Annotated in this window: 21 protein-coding genes; all 21 read left to right on the forward strand. The window is 61.5% G+C overall.

The window, feature by feature from the left end:
- Positions 1-543 (forward strand): FliM/FliN family flagellar motor switch protein (locus tag H5U38_12185; protein MBC7187782.1); only part of this gene is annotated, 543 nt, incomplete at its 5' end.
- The gene (gene fliN / locus H5U38_12190; protein MBC7187783.1) at positions 543-1,463 is read left to right on the forward strand and encodes a flagellar motor switch protein FliN; all 921 of its coding nucleotides are present in this window, start codon (positions 543-545) and stop codon (positions 1,461-1,463) included. The genes H5U38_12185 and fliN, both read left to right, overlap by 1 nt.
- Positions 1,460-1,984, forward strand: a complete 525-nt coding sequence (locus H5U38_12195) for a flagellar biosynthetic protein FliO (GenBank protein MBC7187784.1) — start codon at positions 1,460-1,462, stop codon at positions 1,982-1,984. Before fliN ends, H5U38_12195 begins: the two co-directional genes overlap by 4 nt.
- Positions 1,968-2,759: a flagellar type III secretion system pore protein FliP gene (gene fliP / locus H5U38_12200; protein ID MBC7187785.1), complete on the forward strand. Its 792-nt coding sequence runs from the start codon at positions 1,968-1,970 to the stop codon at positions 2,757-2,759. Before H5U38_12195 ends, fliP begins: the two co-directional genes overlap by 17 nt.
- A gap of 13 nt (positions 2,760-2,772) precedes the next feature.
- Positions 2,773-3,042, forward strand: coding sequence for a flagellar biosynthesis protein FliQ (fliQ, locus tag H5U38_12205; protein MBC7187786.1), 270 nt, complete (start codon positions 2,773-2,775; stop codon positions 3,040-3,042).
- 9 nt (positions 3,043-3,051) lie between these two features.
- Positions 3,052-3,822 (forward strand): flagellar biosynthetic protein FliR, encoded by a 771-nt coding sequence (fliR, locus tag H5U38_12210; protein MBC7187787.1) that lies wholly within the window; start codon positions 3,052-3,054, stop codon positions 3,820-3,822.
- 13 nt (positions 3,823-3,835) lie between these two features.
- Complete coding sequence (gene flhB / locus H5U38_12215; protein ID MBC7187788.1) at positions 3,836-4,930, forward strand: flagellar biosynthesis protein FlhB; 1,095 nt, start codon at positions 3,836-3,838, stop codon at positions 4,928-4,930.
- A gap of 13 nt (positions 4,931-4,943) precedes the next feature.
- A complete protein-coding gene (gene flhA / locus H5U38_12220) occupies positions 4,944-7,043 on the forward strand; it encodes a flagellar biosynthesis protein FlhA (protein ID MBC7187789.1) in 2,100 nt (699 codons plus the stop codon).
- The gene (gene flhF / locus H5U38_12225; protein ID MBC7187790.1) at positions 7,006-8,175 is read left to right on the forward strand and encodes a flagellar biosynthesis protein FlhF; all 1,170 of its coding nucleotides are present in this window, start codon (positions 7,006-7,008) and stop codon (positions 8,173-8,175) included. The genes flhA and flhF overlap by 38 nt, the downstream gene beginning before the upstream one ends.
- Positions 8,176-8,178: 3 nt before the next feature.
- The gene (locus tag H5U38_12230) at positions 8,179-9,012 is read left to right on the forward strand and encodes an AAA family ATPase (GenBank protein ID MBC7187791.1); all 834 of its coding nucleotides are present in this window, start codon (positions 8,179-8,181) and stop codon (positions 9,010-9,012) included.
- A complete protein-coding gene (locus tag H5U38_12235; protein ID MBC7187792.1) occupies positions 9,000-9,251 on the forward strand; it encodes a hypothetical protein in 252 nt (83 codons plus the stop codon). The genes H5U38_12230 and H5U38_12235 overlap by 13 nt, the downstream gene beginning before the upstream one ends.
- A gap of 24 nt (positions 9,252-9,275) precedes the next feature.
- Positions 9,276-10,043 carry a FliA/WhiG family RNA polymerase sigma factor gene (locus tag H5U38_12240; GenBank protein MBC7187793.1) on the forward strand — a complete coding sequence of 256 codons (768 nt, stop codon included), beginning with the start codon at positions 9,276-9,278 and terminating at the stop codon, positions 10,041-10,043.
- An 11-nt stretch (positions 10,044-10,054) separates the two neighbouring features.
- The gene (locus tag H5U38_12245) at positions 10,055-10,339 is read left to right on the forward strand and encodes a hypothetical protein (protein ID MBC7187794.1); all 285 of its coding nucleotides are present in this window, start codon (positions 10,055-10,057) and stop codon (positions 10,337-10,339) included.
- A gap of 13 nt (positions 10,340-10,352) precedes the next feature.
- On the forward strand, positions 10,353-11,054 hold the full coding sequence (locus H5U38_12250) for a flagellar hook-basal body protein (protein MBC7187795.1): 702 nt from the start codon (positions 10,353-10,355) through the stop codon (positions 11,052-11,054).
- Positions 11,055-11,081: 27 nt separating this feature from the next.
- Positions 11,082-11,870: a flagellar basal-body rod protein FlgG gene (gene flgG / locus H5U38_12255; protein MBC7187796.1), complete on the forward strand. Its 789-nt coding sequence runs from the start codon at positions 11,082-11,084 to the stop codon at positions 11,868-11,870.
- 4 nt (positions 11,871-11,874) lie between these two features.
- Entirely contained in the window at positions 11,875-12,597 is a 723-nt protein-coding gene (gene flgA, locus H5U38_12260; GenBank protein ID MBC7187797.1) for a flagellar basal body P-ring formation protein FlgA, read from the forward strand.
- A gap of 15 nt (positions 12,598-12,612) precedes the next feature.
- Positions 12,613-13,194 carry a flagellar basal body L-ring protein FlgH gene (locus H5U38_12265; GenBank protein MBC7187798.1) on the forward strand — a complete coding sequence of 194 codons (582 nt, stop codon included), beginning with the start codon at positions 12,613-12,615 and terminating at the stop codon, positions 13,192-13,194.
- Positions 13,195-13,264: 70 nt separating this feature from the next.
- Positions 13,265-14,416: a flagellar basal body P-ring protein FlgI gene (locus H5U38_12270; protein ID MBC7187799.1), complete on the forward strand. Its 1,152-nt coding sequence runs from the start codon at positions 13,265-13,267 to the stop codon at positions 14,414-14,416.
- Between the two features lie 18 nt (positions 14,417-14,434).
- Positions 14,435-15,214, forward strand: coding sequence for a transglycosylase SLT domain-containing protein (locus tag H5U38_12275; protein MBC7187800.1), 780 nt, complete (start codon positions 14,435-14,437; stop codon positions 15,212-15,214).
- The gene (locus H5U38_12280) at positions 15,204-15,740 is read left to right on the forward strand and encodes a flagellar protein FlgN (protein ID MBC7187801.1); all 537 of its coding nucleotides are present in this window, start codon (positions 15,204-15,206) and stop codon (positions 15,738-15,740) included. The genes H5U38_12275 and H5U38_12280 overlap by 11 nt, the downstream gene beginning before the upstream one ends.
- A 9-nt stretch (positions 15,741-15,749) precedes the next feature.
- Positions 15,750-16,834: flagellar hook-associated protein FlgK (gene flgK / locus H5U38_12285; GenBank protein ID MBC7187802.1), on the forward strand; the 1,085-nt coding region annotated here is incomplete at its 3' end.

The raw sequence follows: 16,834 nt of genomic DNA on the forward strand, positions 1-16,834 counted from the left end.
ATCGAACAGAAGGTGGCCGAACGAACGGTGGAACGCTGCCTCGAGCTCTACCGCCAAGCGTGGGAAAGAGCCGCCAGCCTCAGCATCAAACTGGAGAGCTTTGAGGCGGACCCTCGGCTCGCGCAGATCGCCTCGGCAAGTGAGACATGCCTGCTCTTCTCATGGGAGATCCTCGTTAAAGATACCAGTTTTGGGATCAACATCTGCCTGCCGCTTTTCGTTCTTGATCCTTTGCTGCGGCAGCTGGCCACTCACAACTGGTTGACGGCCTCCGCAAGGCGGAGCACCCCCGAGACCAAGCGGCAGATCGGCGAAGTGCTCGAGGCCACTACCATGACAATGCGCGTGTATTTGGGCCATACGAGCATTACCCTCAAGGAGCTCCTGGATCTGCAGATTGGCGACGTTCTGGTGTTGGATCAGAAGATCAATGAGGGCCTGCTCGTGGAGGTGAACGGGGCGAGACTTCTCCTGGGTAAGGGGGGTGTGGTGGGGCGGAGCAGAGCGGTGCAAATCATCGACTGGATTGACAACGAGGTGTAATGGCCATGGATGCAAGGGACGCCAGTTTCCGAGACCTAATCGCCAAGTTGGCCGAGGCCAGTACTGCCCAACTGACCGCGATAAGTAGCGTGCCAGTACAAGTGGCTGTGAGCGAGGTGGGAGGCTTCGACCCGCGGGTGGTGCGCGCGGCCTTCTCCGGACCGCCGCTGACCGTGCAGGTTGGCTGGGCGGAGCAGGACTTGGGCGCGCTGATTTTTGTGGACCGGCAGTTCTTTTTGCAGGCAGCGGCTTTGATCACCGGCAAGGAGACGCCGCTGGATCCTGAGGAGCGCGGCGACCGTGCCGAGCTGGAGGGGATCTTCCGTCTGTCCCTGGATGCAGCAAGCGAAGCGCTGCGGGAACTCAGCGGCGGAGATCTCCAATTTGGCCCCTTGCATTTGCTGAGCGAAGGTTCGCCGGATGTCGGGCCCTTGACCGGCTTCAGCATGGCCTCCTTGCATGTGTCCGTTGGCGAGCTGGTTTCCCGTGTCGTCTGTCTTGCTTCGCGGCAGATGGTAGCCGATCTGTTGGGCGACGTCCAGGCGGATACCTCAGGTCAGGAGGCCGGATTGGCGACCGATCAGGTGCGCGTGCGGCCAGGGGCCTTCGCACCGTTGGAGGATACGACCTACACGGTGGGCAGCGGCCGTAGCCTGGACCTCCTCATGGACATAGAGCTACCGGTCTCGGTGGAACTTGGCCGGGTGAACATGACGATTCGCAGCATCTTGGGCTTGGGCCCGGGCGCCGTTGTTGAGCTTGACAAATTCTCTGGCGAACCCGTGGACCTGCTGGTGAACAACAAGAAGTTTGCCGAAGGAGAGGTCGTGGTGGTTGATCAGAATTTCGGCGTGCGCATCACCGCCTTGGTGGGTGCGGCCGAGCGCCTGAATGCCGCACGAGAAGGGAGGTCAGAATGAGCCAGGTTGCGCGGCGCAGACTCGGCAAGATGCTTCTTGGCAGCTTGGCAATCGTCCTGGTAGGCGCCACAGCCGTGGTCGCACTGCAGGGGTTCTCTGCACAAACCACTTCGCCAGGCGGCGGCCTTCGTCTGGCCGAGGGGACTCCACCGGCCCTGAACACGGGGATGCTGCTCCTGCGCACGTTGGCTGTCTTGGGTCTGCTGGTGGCAATCATTTATTTGGGTGCCTGGGGCATTCGCCGTCTGGCTGGGCGAAATGCTCCGGGCGCACCGTCCTCGAAGTTGCAGGTATTAGGCTCCGTCTTCCTTGGCCCCAAGCGGGCACTTTACGCTGTACATGTTCTGGACCGCGTGCTCATAGTTGGTGTCACCGAGGCGCAAATTAGCCTGCTCAGCGAGATTGCCGATCCAGAGAAGGTAGCGGCCTTTGTCGGCCACACGGCCAAGGGACCGACAGGGCGCCCGTTTGCCTCGTACCTGAGTAGTCTGTTGAAGGGTTCCCATGTCGCTGCGTCGTAGGAGAGTGCGGCGCCGGACGTCTCGCCGGCGACTTGTAATGCTCGGGGTAGCGTGCCTCACTCTGCTCGTCTTGGCAGCAGGTGTGGCAGCGCAGGACCTGGGCATCCCCAAGATCAGCGTCACGCTCGACCGTGCCCAGAAGCCCGGCGAAGTGGCGGTGTCGTTGCAGATACTGCTGTTCCTCACGCTCCTTTCGCTGGCGCCGGCTTTTGTGATCATGGTGACTTCTTTCACCCGCATCGTGGTCATCTTGTCGTTTTTGCGTCATGCGCTGGGCACGCAGCAGGCACCACCCACGCAGATCCTTGTCGGGTTAGCGTTGTTCTTGACGGTGTTCATCATGAGTCCGGTGTGGAATGACATCAACCGGGGGGCGTTGCAGCCCTACATGCGGGGTGAGCTGCCGCAGAAAGAAGCGTTTCGCAAGGCGGTTGAGCCTCTTCGGGACTTTATGTTCCGCCAGACTCGGGAGAAAGACCTGGCGCTGTTTGTCAGTTTGGCAAAGATGGAGAAGCCTGAAAGCCGGGCGCAGGTGCCTACGCATGTGCTCATACCGGCCTTTGTCATCAGCGAGCTGCGCATCGCCTTTCAAATTGGGTTTCTCCTGTACGTTCCTTTTCTCTTGTTGGATTTGGTCATTTCCAGTTTGCTCATGTCCATGGGCATGCTGATGTTACCGCCGGCGATGATTTCCTTGCCCTTCAAGCTGCTGCTCTTCGTTCTGGTGGACGGCTGGAATCTGATCGTCGGCTCCATTGTGGCAGGATTTGCTTAGAGGAGGTCGGCGGATGACCGAGGAGTACGTTCTTCATGTTGCCTATCAGATGTTCTACACGGCGTTGCTGCTGTCCGCGCCGGTGTTGCTGGCGGGCCTCATTGTGGGCGTGGCAGTGGGCATGCTGCAGGCGGTAACCCAGGTGCATGAAATGACGCTGACTTTTGTGCCCAAGATCTTGGCCGCGGTAGTCGCCCTTATCATCTTCATGCCGTGGATGTTGCGCACGCTCATCGGCTTCACCTTGCGACTGTATAGCCAGCTGCCCATGTTGAGCAGGTGAAACGGGTTCATGGTCGAGCTGAAACTGAACGAATTGTTGTTGGCCTTTGTGGCCTTGGCACGCATTGCCACGGTGGTGGCGGTCTACCCGCTTTTCGGCCATCAGAGTGTGCCGGCGGCGACCAAGGTTGGCTTATCGCTCTTGCTCACCGCGCTGCTTTTTCCTTCGCTGCGGGGTGCGCACGCCGAGCTGCCCCTGCAGGTAGTGCCGCTCCTTCTGGTGCTTACCAAGGAGGTGCTGATAGGCATGGCCATTGGGTTCGTGGCGGCAATGCTCTTCGCAGGGGTTGAACTTGGCGGGACGTTGGTGGGCATGCAGATGGGCCTGGCGATTGTGACGACTATCGACCCGCAGACCCGCGAGCAGGCATCGCTGGTTGGACAGGCGCAGCAATTGGTCGCCCTGTTGCTCTTCTTAGTCATCGACGGCCACCACTTCCTGCTCAGGGCGCTGTTCCACAGCTTCGATGCCGTGCCGATTCTTGGCGGTTCGCTCAGCGGCGGTGTGGTGGAAAAGGTGGTGCGGATGGCCGGTGCCATCTTCAGTGCAGGTGTGCGCATCGGTGCCCCGGGGATCGTGGCGCTTTTGCTCACCACGGTGGCCTTGGGAGTTCTTGCACGCACCGTGCCTCAGATGAACGTGTTCTTTGCGGCGTTGCCTGCGAACATCGCCATTGGGCTTTTTGTGTTGGCCCTGTCCCTGCCGGTTTTTGCAGTGGCCTTCAGGAAGCTCTTTGCGGAGTTCCAAGTGGACCTGGCGGCGTTGTTGAAGCTCATGTAGCGACGGCTGTGCTATGCCCGAGTGGTCTTTTCAAGATAGGACGGAACCGGCAACTCCTAAGCGGCGGCGCGAAGCAAGGGAGAAGGGCAACGTCCCGCGCAGCGTGGAGGTCAATTCGGCCCTGATCCTGCTGGTGGGCGTCGGGGCGCTGTGGGCCACCGGCGGGCTTTTCCTGGGCCAATTGAGCAAAATCACCAAGGCGGTGCTTGGCGGAATGGCAGACATTGAGCTGACGCCGGAATCTCTGCCTACTTTGGCCTTGGCTGGTGCAGAAGCCGCATTTGCCATGATGGCCCCGATCGTTCTGGTCTTGATCGCCGTCGGCCTGCTGGCCAACGCGGCGCAGGGAGGGCTGGTGCTGTCCACCGAGCCGCTCACGCCACGGCTTACCAAGATCAGCCCGGTGCGTGGACTGCAGCGCCTCTTTTCAGCGCGCTCAGCGGTGGAGCTGGCCAAAGGGGTGTTCAAGCTGGTCGTGGTGGCGGTGATTGGTTTTGCGACCATGTATGCGCACTTTCGCGAACTCTTTCCCCTGGTAGAGCAGGGAGCAGGGCAGATCCTGGGTTTTGCGGCGCGGGTGGCATTCGACGTCGTGTTTCGCGCAGCCTTGGCCCTGTTGGTGATGGCGGTGTTCGACTTTGCTTATCAGCGGTACGAGTGGGAGAAGAATCTGCGCATGACCAAGGAGGAGGTCAAGGAGGAGTATCGACAAACCGAGGGCGATCCCCTGGTTCGGGCGCGCATCCGCAGCCTGATGCGCGAGCGCAGCCGCAAGCGCATGATCGCCAGCGTGCCCAAGGCTGATGTGGTGATCACGAACCCCGTGCACGTGGCCGTGGCCTTGATGTACCGCGTCCACGAGATGGCCGCACCGAAAGTGGTGGCCAAAGGCGCCAGGCGCGTGGCCGAGAAGATCAAAGAGGTGGCACGGCAACATGACATTCCCATCGTCGAAAACCCCTGGCTGGCGCAGATGCTCTTCAAGAAAACCCAGGTCGGGCAAGAGATCCCGCTTGAGCTTTACCAGGCTGTAGCTGAGATTCTCGCCTATGTCTATCGGCTGAAGAGCGGGCTCTACAGCAGAGCCTATGCCAGGCCAACCCGATAGGAGGTTCCTATAGATGGCTTCACCGCTCCGCTCCTTAGGAAGCAACGGCGATATCATCCTCGCTGTGGGCGTGGTGGTCATCCTGATCGTCATGATCTTTCCCATGCCCACGCCGCTCATGGATTTCCTCTTGGCCATGAACATCGCCCTGGCGCTGACGATTCTGCTAGTGTCGATGTACATCACGCAGCCGTTGCAGTTTTCCGTTTTCCCTGGGTTGCTGCTGGTGGTGACGTTGTTCCGCTTGTCCTTGAACGTGGCCACGACCCGCCTGATTCTCGGCAATGCCTTCGCCGGGCAGGTGGTGTCGGCCTTTGGCAACTTTGTGGTGAAAGGCAACTACGTTGTCGGTCTCATCATCTTCTTGATTCTGGTCATCATCAACTTCGTGGTCATCACCAAGGGTGCCGGGCGGATTGCTGAGGTGGCCGCGCGCTTCACTTTGGATGCGATGCCCGGCAGGCAGATGGCCGTGGACGCCGACCTTAACGCCGGCCTCATCGACGAGGCTGAGGCGCGACGCCGGCGCGATGAGATCAGCCGGCAGGCCGACTTTTACGGAGCGATGGACGGCGCCAGCAAGTTCGTGCGCGGCGATGCAGTTGCCGGTTTGGTGATTACTTTTCTCAACATTGTCGGCGGCATCATCATCGGCTTGGCGCAGATGAAGATGAGCATCGGTGAGGCGCTGCGCACCTACACGGTGCTCACCGTGGGCGACGGGCTTGTGTCGCAGATCCCGGCGCTCATCATCTCCACCGCCGCGGGCATCGTGGTCACCCGCACGGCTTCGGAGTCGAATCTTGGCCGTGAGGTCGTCACGCAAATCTTTTCCAACCCCCGCGCCATTTTCGTCACCTCGGGGGTGCTGTTGTTCCTGGCGATTGCGCCTGGGTTGCCGACCGTGCCGTTTCTGCTGATGGCCGGCGCCACAGGGTTCATAGGCTACCGGGTCAGGGCCACGCAGCGCCAGGCGGCGGCGGTGAGCGCCGAGCCCAAGAAGCCCGTGGAACCTGAGAAGGAGGTCGAGGAATACCTGCGCGTCGACCCCTTGGAACTGGAGATCGGCTATGGGCTGATCCCTCTGGTTGACCCTGAGCAGGGCGGCGATATTTTGAATCGTATCGCCCAGATGCGCAAGCAGTTCGCCATGGAGGTGGGCCTGGTCCTGCCGCCCATCAGAATCAGGGACAACATTCAGCTGAAGCCGAACCAGTACGTGATCAAGGTGCGGGGCGAAGAGGTGGCGCGCCACGAACTGATGCTCAGTCGCCTTCTGGCTCTCAACCCAGGCACTGCCAGCGAGGAGGTGGAAGGAATCAAGACGGTAGAGCCGGCTTTCGGACTCAAGGCGAAATGGATTGAGCCTTCCAAGCGCGAACAAGCGGAAGTGGCTGGGTACACGGTGGTGGAGCCGGCGGCGGTGCTCATCACGCACATGATGGAGGTGCTGCGCGCCCAGGCGCACCGCATCCTGGGCCGCCAGGAGGTGAAGAACCTGCTCGACACCTTGAAGAAGGACCACCCCGCGGTGGTCGAGGATCTGATCCCCAACCAGCTCAGTCTGGGCACGGTTGAACGTGTCCTGCAGAATCTGCTGAAAGAGGGTGTGCCGATCCGCGACCTGGTGACGATACTGGAGACGCTGGCCGACTATGCGCCGATGATAAAGGACGTCGACACCCTGACCGAGCTGGTGCGGCAGAGCTTGGGGCACGTCATTGCCCGACGGTGTCAGGATGAGGATGGGGTGGTGCGGGCCATCACCCTCGACCCCGAGATTGACGACTTGCTCAGGAAAATGAGCGAGGACATGAAACGCGGGGCAGCAGTCGACTTGGGGACTGGGGTGGCTCTGCCGCCCGATACCTTGCGGCAACTCTATCGCGCCGTGACCAGCGAAATCGAGCAAGTCGTCAAGCAAGGGCGGCAACCGGTCGTCGTCACTTCCCCGCAGTCGCGCATCTATTTCCGCCGGCTCATCGAGCCAGTGTTGCCCAACGTGGCGGTGATCTCGTTTGCCGAGCTCCCCGCCTCGGTGAACGTCGAGTCGATCGGAACAGTGAGGCTCAGGCATGATCGTGAAGCGGTACCGAGCCCGGTCGGTGCATAAAGCCCTCGCCCAGGTGAAGGCGGAGCTGGGCGAAAACGCGGTTATCCTGAAGACCTACAAGGTGCCGAAGCAGGGCATCCTTTCTTGCCTGCACCCGGAGGAGGTCGAGGTCGTCGCGGCGCTGGAGGATAGTGCGGGGGCAGGCCAGGTACGTCAGGAGCAGAAGGGTGCGTCTTCCTCCAGCGCGACCGGCAGACGCCAGAGCTTTGACCGAATCATGTCCCTGTCGGCGGAGCCGTGTCTGAGGATGGACTCCGGCAACGGTACCCCAGGGCGTGAGGGAGCACAGGGTCACGAGGGCGGTGTAGCAACACAGGAAGCGAGCTCCGCCCAGCGCCGACTTCTCCCCGACTCTGTTTTGGCCAGGGAGCGCACGGCGTTGATCAGGAGCGGTGTCCACCCAAGGTTGGCGGCGCAATTGGTGCGTACGGCAGCTTATGCCCTCGGGGGCGACGAGCCGACAAGCTGCGAGCGCCTGCGCGAGCGAATTGTGCTGCAGATTGCGGGGCTTATTCGCACAGCCGGCCCGCTCAACTGCCGGAGCGGCACGCCCAAAGTGGTGGCTTTTGTCGGCCCCACCGGAGTGGGCAAGACTACCACTTTGGCCAAGTTAGCGGTAAGCGGCAAGTATCACTACAAGAAGAAGATTGCGCTGATCTCTGCCGACACCTATCGCATGGCCGCGTTGGAACATTTGAACACTTTTGCCGGGATCGCGCAATTGCCCATGAGCGCCGTGTACACGCCGGAGGAGCTGCGGGCGGCCATAGAGTCGCACCGAGGGTGCGACCTCATCCTGATCGACACTGCAGGTCGCGGCCAGAGCGATGAGGAGCACATTGCAGAGCTGAAGCAGATTCTGGAGGCGGCCCAGGCCGTGGAGGTGCACCTGGTGCTGCCGGCCAATATGAAGGAGGCCGACTTGGTGGCCAATGCCCGGCGCTTCGGTGTCCTGCCGGTGCACAATCTAATCGTGACAAAGGTGGACGAAACCAGGACGCTGGGGTCGTTGCTCAATGTGCTGGGCAAGATCGGCAAGCCGATCTCCTACATCACCACGGGGCAGAGCATCCCCGAGGACATAGAGTTGGCCAATCCGCAGCGTTTGGCGCGCATGATGGTGAGGTGGTGAGCGATGCAACGGGATCAGCTGGCGACGGTACGCGAAATCGTCCGCCAATCCCCCGAGGTCGCCTGCAGGCTCATGGCGGTGGGCAGCGGCAAAGGGGGCGTGGGCAAAACAAACATAGCCATCAATCTCAGCCTGGCACTCGTGCAATTGGGGAAGAAGGTCTTGCTGGTCGATGCCGACCAGAGTCTGGCGAACATCGATCTCCTGTTGGGGGTCACGGTTTCCAACAGCTGGCGGGAAGTCATGCTGGGCGAGAAGACCATAGAGCAGGTGCTCTTTCAATACGACGGCGGACTGGTGGTTCTGCCCGGAAGTGCTGGGCTGAGTGCGCTCTACACGGGGCGACCGAGCCCGGCGCGGTGGCTGGTGGAACAGCTCGGGCCGCTGCGCCGGCGCTACGATTTTGTCATTCTCGATACCGCAGCAGGCCTCACCATGGAGATCGTCGAGGTGCTCGCCTGCACCGACGAAGTGCTGGTGGTGACGACGCCTGAGCCGACCGCCATCAACGACGCCTATGCGCTGGTGAAGGTACTGCACCATGCGCAGCCGGAGCTGCCGTTGCGGCTGCTGCTGAACATGGTGGAATCGCGGCAAGAAGCAGACGAGGTGTGGGAGAGGTTTTCGCTGGTGGTCCGGCACTTCCTTGGTCGCGAGATCGTGTATGCCGGCCACATCCTGGCCGACTGGAGTGTACCGCAGGCGGTCAAACGGCAGCGCCCCCTGCTGCTTGAATACCCAGTGGCTGGGGCGTCGGTATGTATTCGTGAGGTGGCGCGGTCGCTGCTGCACACGCAACTCTCGGCTGCCGGAGGGCATACCTCATGCGCCATATGATCGTCGTGCTGGCAGCATCGCTCGCGTTCCTGACCATCGTCATGTGCGTGTTCGGCAACGTCTCGTTCGCGACAATGCTCATGCGGGCGGCCGTGGTCGGTGGTGTGGCGCTGGTGGTGGGTTTCATCGTGGTGAGCACTTGGGTTGCCTTCTCCCTGGTAGGCACACGCACTGAGGCCCGGCGGCCGGGAGAGGCTGTCCAGGCGAGCGAATCGGCTGAGAAGAGCCCAGGGCGCTGAACATAGGGAAGTGGGAAGAGGGTGGTGAAGGGTAGAGGTTCCCAAATCGTGGCCAGATACGCGAGTGCGGAGCAGCTTTCCGAGCGCGAGCGGCGGATCCTCCGCTATCTGCCTTTGGTGAAGCGGGTCATCGGCCGGATGTTCGGAACGCTGCCTTCCTTCGTCGATCGCAAGGAGCTTTTCCAGGCCGGAGTCGTGGGGCTCATCCAGGCCGTCGACCAGTACGACCCGTCCGTGGGTACAAAGTTGGAAAGCTACGCCATACCGCGCATCCGTGGGGCGATTCTGGACAGCTTGCGCGAGATGGACTGGGCGCCGCGTTCCTTGCGCCACAAAGCCTCGCTCATCGAACGGGCTATCGACAAGCTGTGCGCCAAGCTCGGGCGGGCGCCGTCGGAAGGAGAGATTGCCAGAGAGCTCGGTGTGAACCTGGAACAGTATCGGACAATGGTGGGCGAGGTGGGCGCGGCACGCTTGCTCTCCCTGGACCATCCCTTTTGGGAGACGGAAGAGGGCGAATGGGTAGACGACGAAGTGCGCCTCAGCGATCCCTCGGCGCACATCGAGGAGCAGGTAGACCGCAAGGACCTGCAAGAGAGAGTGGTGGCACTGCTCCGCGCCTTGCCCGAGCGTGAACGGCTTATCATGGTGCTCTACTACTACGAGGAGCTGACTTTCAAGGAAATTGCTGCCATTTTGGGGGTCACCGAGTCGCGGGTCTGTCAGCTGCACACACAGATCGTCTTGAGCATCCGCAGTCAACTGCGGAGGGATGAGCGGATGATCACGTGAGGGTGTAAACCATGCCCGATTCTCTGGACAATGCCCGTCCCTTAGCGCCACTGCCAGCTGACACCGACTACCGGGTCATGCCTAGGGTGCGCGAGCAGGACCGGGAACGCCGCTTCGACTCCCTTTTCCAGGAGCAGCAGGGGAATCGCAAGAAGCCAGAACGAGAACTGGAGCAGACAGCCCCTGTGCAGCTGGACACCTTCGAGAGACACGACGCTGCACCGCTCACTTCGCAAGGGGACACAGGGAAAGAAAGCAAGAGCCACTTGGGGCAAAACCTGGACATTTCGGCATAACGCAGGAGCGGATATGATCAAAGGATTCGAGTACTCCACCGAAGGGATGAACGCCACAGTGTTGGTGCAGGACATCATCGCCAACAATCTGGCCAATGTGAGCACCACAGGCTTCAAGAGTGGCAAGCTGTTCATCTCCCTGCTAGAGCAGGTGGACGCCGGCGCGCAATTGCAGGAGAAAGAGGCCTTCGACCTTAGCCAAGGTGCCTTGAAAAAGACCGACAACCCTTGGGACCTCGCCCTCGAAGGTCCTGGATTCTTTGTCGTGCAGTCGGCGCGTGGCACATTCCTCACCAGGAATGGCGCGTTCTCCCCGGATGCGGAGGGTTACCTGGTGACCCAGGACGGCTCTTTCGTGCTTGGGGAGCGGGGCCGCATCATGGTGGGTGAGGGGGTGACCATCGGCCAGAAAGGCGAAGTGATGAAGGACGGTGTGCAAGTTGACCGCCTGCGCATCGTCCATTTTGCCGACGCTCGGGTCATCGAGCGCCACGGCCAGGGCCTGTTTGCCGTGGCGGCAGACGCTTCGCCCATGGAGACCCCGCCGGAGACCCGGGTGCATCAGGGCTACCTGGAGCAATCCAACGTCGACCCACTGCGGGAGATGGTGGCCATGATGTACGCCTTCCGCCTGTTCGAGGCCGACGCTAAGGCGCTGAAAAGTCAAGATGACACCCTTGGCCGCGCCGTCAACGAAGTGGCGCAGGTCAGGTAACCGGATAGTCAAGAAAGGAGTCGAGCAATGAACCGCGCAATGCATGCCGCTGCCACCGGAATGAATGCGCAGCAGCTTTACATCGACACCATTGCGAACAACCTGGCCAATGTGAACACGACCGGGTACAAGAGGAGCAAGGTGGAATTTCAGGACCTCCTCTACGAGACGATCCGCCCCGCAGGCGCGGTGACCACCTCCGGGGTGGAGACGCCGGTGCAGCTGCAAGTGGGGTGCGGCACGCGACCGGTGGCCACGCCCCGCATCTTTACCCAGGGCGACCTCACCTCCACCGGCAACGCCTTGGACCTGGCCCTCCAGGGAGATGGCTTTTTTCAGATTCGGCGTCCGGACGGAGTGACCGTCTACACGCGGGACGGATCGTTCAAAGTCTCGGCGGATGGTAAGCTTGTTACCGCCGCTGGCTATGTGGTGCAGCCAGAGATCAGCCTCCCGCTGGAGACGCAAAGCGTGCACATTGGTCGTGACGGCACCGTCACCGTGACGGTCGCAGGGAGCAGTGAGCCTTATGAAGTTGGCCAGTTGGAGCTCGCCCGCTTCATCAATCCTGCTGGCTTGAAGAGCATCGGCGACAATCTCTACGAAATGACCGTTGCCTCCGGAGAGCCCATTCTCGGCACGCCACAAAGCGAGGGTTTCGGCGAGGTGCTGCAAGGCTATCTGGAGGCCTCCAATGTAGAAGTGGTCGAAGAAATGGTGAGCATGATCGTCGCGCAGCGTGCCTATGAAATCAACTCCAAAGCGATCCGCACTGCCGACGACATGCTGGGCATCGTCACGAACCTGAAACGGTAAGGCTATGTCCTGGCGATTCCGCCACATCGCATGCTGGCTGTTCTGCCTCATAGCAGTTGCCATTTGGGGAGAGATTGGTCTCTGCCAACTGGCTGCGGAGCGTGTCATTCGCCAAGCGATTGCCCAGTACGTGCTTAAGGCGCGCCACAGTTCTGCAGAACAGATTGAGGTGTCCTGCGGGGCGGTGCCAGGCGCGCTGCAGACGGCGGTCGCCGCAGCCGACAGCCTGCGCGTGAGGCCCACCAATGGCGACACCGAGCTTCGCGGCAAGGTCGTCTTTTCCATTGAGGCGGAAAGAAATGGCGAGGTGGTCGGCCGGGGGCATGTGGTGGCTACGGTGCGAGTCTTTACCGAAGTGGTTGTGGCCCGCCGACGACTGGACCGAAACGAGATGCTTTCCGTGGCCGACGTGGGACTCGAACGGCGCGAGCTCACCCGGATCGGAGGAAACCCGGTCTGCAGCCTCGCGGAGGTGCTGGGCAAGCGCACCCGGCGCATCGTGCCTGCCGGCCAAGTTCTGCGCCGTGAGGACATCGAGCTTCCGCCAATAGTCAGACGGGGCGAGACGGTGACCCTGCTGATGACCACAAAAAACCTGAGCGTGAGCTTGAAAGTCACCGCCCTGCAGGACGGGGTAATGGGGGAGCGCATCACCGTTAGGGCGGAGGATGGGAAGCGCTACCCGGCGGAGGTGAAAGAACCAGGCCTGGTGCTCCTCAGGCCATAGAACGGGAGAGGGGCTATGCGAAAACTGTTGTTTGCCGTGACCACTGGCGCTTTGCTCGCTTGGGGCCCAGGTTCCTTGCCGGCCCAGGGGATGATGGGCAACTCCCTGTACGCGGACCACAAGGCCCACCGTGTCGGTGACATCATCACCGTCTTGGTGGTGGAAGAGGCCGTTGCTTCCAGCAAGGCCAGCACGTCAACGGACAAGAACACCGGCGTGGAAGTCGACGTACGCGGCGGGATGAAGGAGAAGAGTTTTCTGCCGCTTGCGGGCATTCGCGGCGGAGCAGGTAACGATTTTTCCGGCAAAGGCCAGACCGAGCGGCAGGGTGTGCTCAAGGCCCGCATAAGCGCCACGGTCGTCAACGTCCGCGAAAACGGTGATCTTGAGATCGAGGGAAGCCGTGAGGTGATCGTCAACGGCGAGCGGGAATTGACCACTATCAGGGGTGTGGTGCGCCCCAGTGATATCTCCACGCAAAACACCGTCTATTCCTACAACGTGGCTGAAGCGCAAATTGCCTACAAAGGAAGTGGCGCGGTGCATTCTGGGCAAAAGCCCGGTTACCTAGCGCGCCTGCTCAACTGGTTGTTCTGAACTGGCCTGTCTTGCCCCTGAGGGTACCTCAAGTTGGCGGGACGGCTGCCGATAATAGGTACGGGGTGTTATGCGAAACCGTGAAATCAAGGCATGGAGACGTAGGCAGCTCCTGCAGCTGAGCAAAGCTTTGTTGCTGAGCGCCTGCGGGGTCCTTCACGCTGCTGCCTTTGCGGGTGTCCGGGTGAAGGACCTGGCTACGGTGGAAGGGGTCAGAGAGACGCCTCTGGTTGGCTATGGCCTGGTTGTCGGCCTGGATGGCACCGGAGACGGCCGTAACTCCATGGTCACTGTCAGATCGGTGCGCAACATGCTCCTGCGCTTCAACATCGAGGTGCCGCAGGAGCGGTTGGTGGTGCGCAACGTGGCCGCAGTCATGGTCACCGCCTCCTTGCCTCCCTTCGCCCGGGCCGGTACGCGCATCGATGTGACCGTCTCGTCCATGGGCGATGCCAGGAGTCTGGAAGGCGGCACCCTGTTGATGACGCCGCTGACGGACCACCAGGGCACGGTCTACGGCGTCGCCCAGGGGGCGGTGTCCATCGGCGGCTTCAACGTGGAGACCATCGGCGGGGAACGTTACCGCAAGAACTATTCGGTGGTCGGACGGGTACCGCTGGGGCTGCTCGTCGAACGGGATGCGCCCACCTGGCTGCCGCAAGGTGGCCTCCTGACGTTGGCGCTGAAGGAGCCGGATTTCACCTCGGCGATGCGCGTGGCCGCAGCCATAGACAGTGCCTTGGGGCAAAAGGTGAGCAAGGCATTGAGCGCCAGCACCATTACCGTCGCCGTTCCAGGAGAATTTCAGGACGAGGCTGGTATGGTGCGTTTGGTAGCCACCATTGAGGGGCTGGAGGTCAGCCCCGACCAGGTAGCACGGGTGGTCATCAATGAGCGGACAGGGACCGTGGTGGTGGGAAAGGACGTGCGCCTTGCCGAGGCGGCGGTCTCCCACGGCAACCTCACCATCCAAGTGCGTGCCATTCCAGTCATCTCCCAACCTGCTGCCTTCTCACAGGGGCGGACAGTGGTGGTCCCCCAGACCATGACCACGGTCAACGAGAATGGTAAAGGGAGCGTCATGGTCATGGAAGGCAATGCGACGGTGAGCGATCTGGCCCAAGCCCTGAACGCTTTGAAGGTGACGCCGCGGGACATGATCTCCATCTTTCAGGCCCTGAAGCAAGCTGGCGCTTTGCGTGCCGACCTGATCATCATGTAACCCTGCAACGAGAAGACCATGAGCATCGAGCAGATCCGACAAGGCTCTGGCGCGGAGCATAGCGAATCGACGGCCGAACAGCGGCGCCTCAGGCAGGCGTGTCAGGAGTTCGAATCGCTCTTTTTGGCGCACCTGCTGAAGACGATGAGGGAGTCGAGCAGCGAGGAGGGCCTGTTCGGTGAAGGGTTGGGTGGCGACATCTACCAGAGCTTGTTTGAGACCGAGGTGGCACGCAAGATGGCGCAGGCAGGGGGCGTGGGCCTGGCAGACCTCCTTTATCGTAGCCTGGTGCAAGAGGCCAGACAACAGGTCCCGTCGAGGGTTCCTGAGCCGTCGATCGGCGGGCCGGCACCAACCCGTGTCGCTCGCTACGACGCGTACATTCGTGACGCGTGCCAGCGCTACGACATGCCCCTACATCTGGTCTATGCGGTGATCCACCACGAGTCCGCCGGCAATCCGCATGCCGTGTCGGCGAAGAACGCGAAGGGGCTGATGCAGCTCACCGACCAGACGGCGCGTCACCTGCGCGTGAGAAACGTGTTCGACCCCAAGGAGAACATCTTAGCGGGCGTGCGCTACCTGCGGCAGATGCTCGACCGGTTTGCCGGCGATATCAAACTGGCGCTGGCTGCGTACAACGCGGGACCCGGCGCCGTTCAGAAACACAACGGCGTGCCGCCTTACGCAGAGACGCAAAAGTTCGTCGAGCGCGTCCTGACTACTGCCGAGAGGTACCGCAGGCTGTTGGCGGATGGCACTTCACCGGGCCCCGAGGTGGGAGACGATGGCGTTTGAGGCGGTGCACAACCCGAGCCCAGCGGTCCACCAGAAGGAATTGGAAAAGGCTCTCGGGGACCTGGTGGCGATCATTGAGAGAGAAGTGGCGCTGTTCCAGGACCTCTTGGACACGCTCAACCGCCAGCATCAGGCGGTTCTGCAAGAAGATCCCGAACCGGTGTTGGAGAGCACGGCACGGGTGCAAGAGCTGGTGGAGGCCACGCGGCGCTTGGAACGGGACCGGGTGCATAAGGCCTCAGAGGTGTCTGCTCACCTGCGGCTGGATACTGGGCAGCCCACTCTTTCGCAAATCATACCCTTGGTGGAAAAGCAGTACGGGGAGCGGCTGCGCGAGCTGCGCGACCTGCTCCTTTCTCTCACGAAACGCGTGCAGGAGACCAACCTGCGCAACAAGCATCTGCTCAATCGAGCGCTCCATACGGTCACCAAGAGCATCCGGCTTCTCAACGGGCAGAACGGTGTCTACGACGACAAGGGCAGAGAACAACCGGCGAACCGACAGCTCTTCACCATTCAGACTTAGGCAGGCTCCATGGTCAGGATCAGCGATCTGTTGAACATTGCACGAAGGGGCTTGCAGGCGCAAAGCCATGCCCTGCAGGTGACCAGCCACAACATTGCTAACGCCAACACCGAGGGGTATTCGCGGCAAAGAGTGACGATGGCCCCCTCGCCTCCCGTGCGCACCCCCACTGGCATGCTGGGCACCGGAGTGGACATCGCCCAGATTGAGCGCCTGCGCGAGAGCCTGTGGGACTGGCAGTTGCGCGCGGAGTACCAGGAGCTGGGTAGGTGGCAAGAACACGCCAGCGCACTCGGCGAGGTGGAAGGACTCTTGAACGAGCCTTCCGACACCGGGCTTTCGGCAACGCTGCAGGGCTTCTGGGACAGTTGGCAGACGCTGGCCAATCATCCCGAGGAAGGGGCGGCGCGCCAAGAGGTCAGGCACTGGGGGCAGCGACTCGTGGCAGCCTTCAACGGGGTGTACCGTGACCTGGGCAAGGTGCAGCAGAACCTTGATGAGCAGGTGGGGCTGCTCATCAGCCAGGTCAACGACTTGGGGCGGCAGATCGCCTCGCTCAATGTGCAGATTGCGCAGGTCGAAGCCGGCGGACTGCAGGCCAATGACCTTCGCGACCGTCGTGACTTGCTCCTCAACGAGCTGAGCAAACTGGTGGATGTCCAGGTCCTGGAGATGCCTTCCGGCATGGTCAATGTGACGGTGGGCGGCGAAACTTTGGTGGCAGGTGACAAGGTGCGCAGCATGGAGGTGACTACCACCACCGTGCAAGGGGTGGTCGTGCACAGTCCGCGTTGGGGCGTGAACGGCAGAGAGGTGGTCATACGCGGTGGGCGCATCGGCGGCATGCTCGAGATGATCACCACCGTCATCCCCCAGTATCGCACCCGCCTGGACACCCTGGCCGCCGCAGTTGCCTCAGAAGTGAACCGTGTGCACATGAGCGGCTACGCGCCGGACGGCTCGACGGGCATTCCCTTCTTTAGCCCTGAGACTACCGGGGCCGGAGACATTGCCTTACATCCGGCAGTGGCCAATAGCGTCAACGCAATTGCCGCGTCTCAGGATGGCACTCCGGGCAATGGCGACATCGCCTT

It is taken from the genome of Calditrichota bacterium (assembly GCA_014359355.1).
GTDB lineage: Bacteria > Zhuqueibacterota > Zhuqueibacteria > JANLFK01 > Oleimicrobiaceae > Oleimicrobium.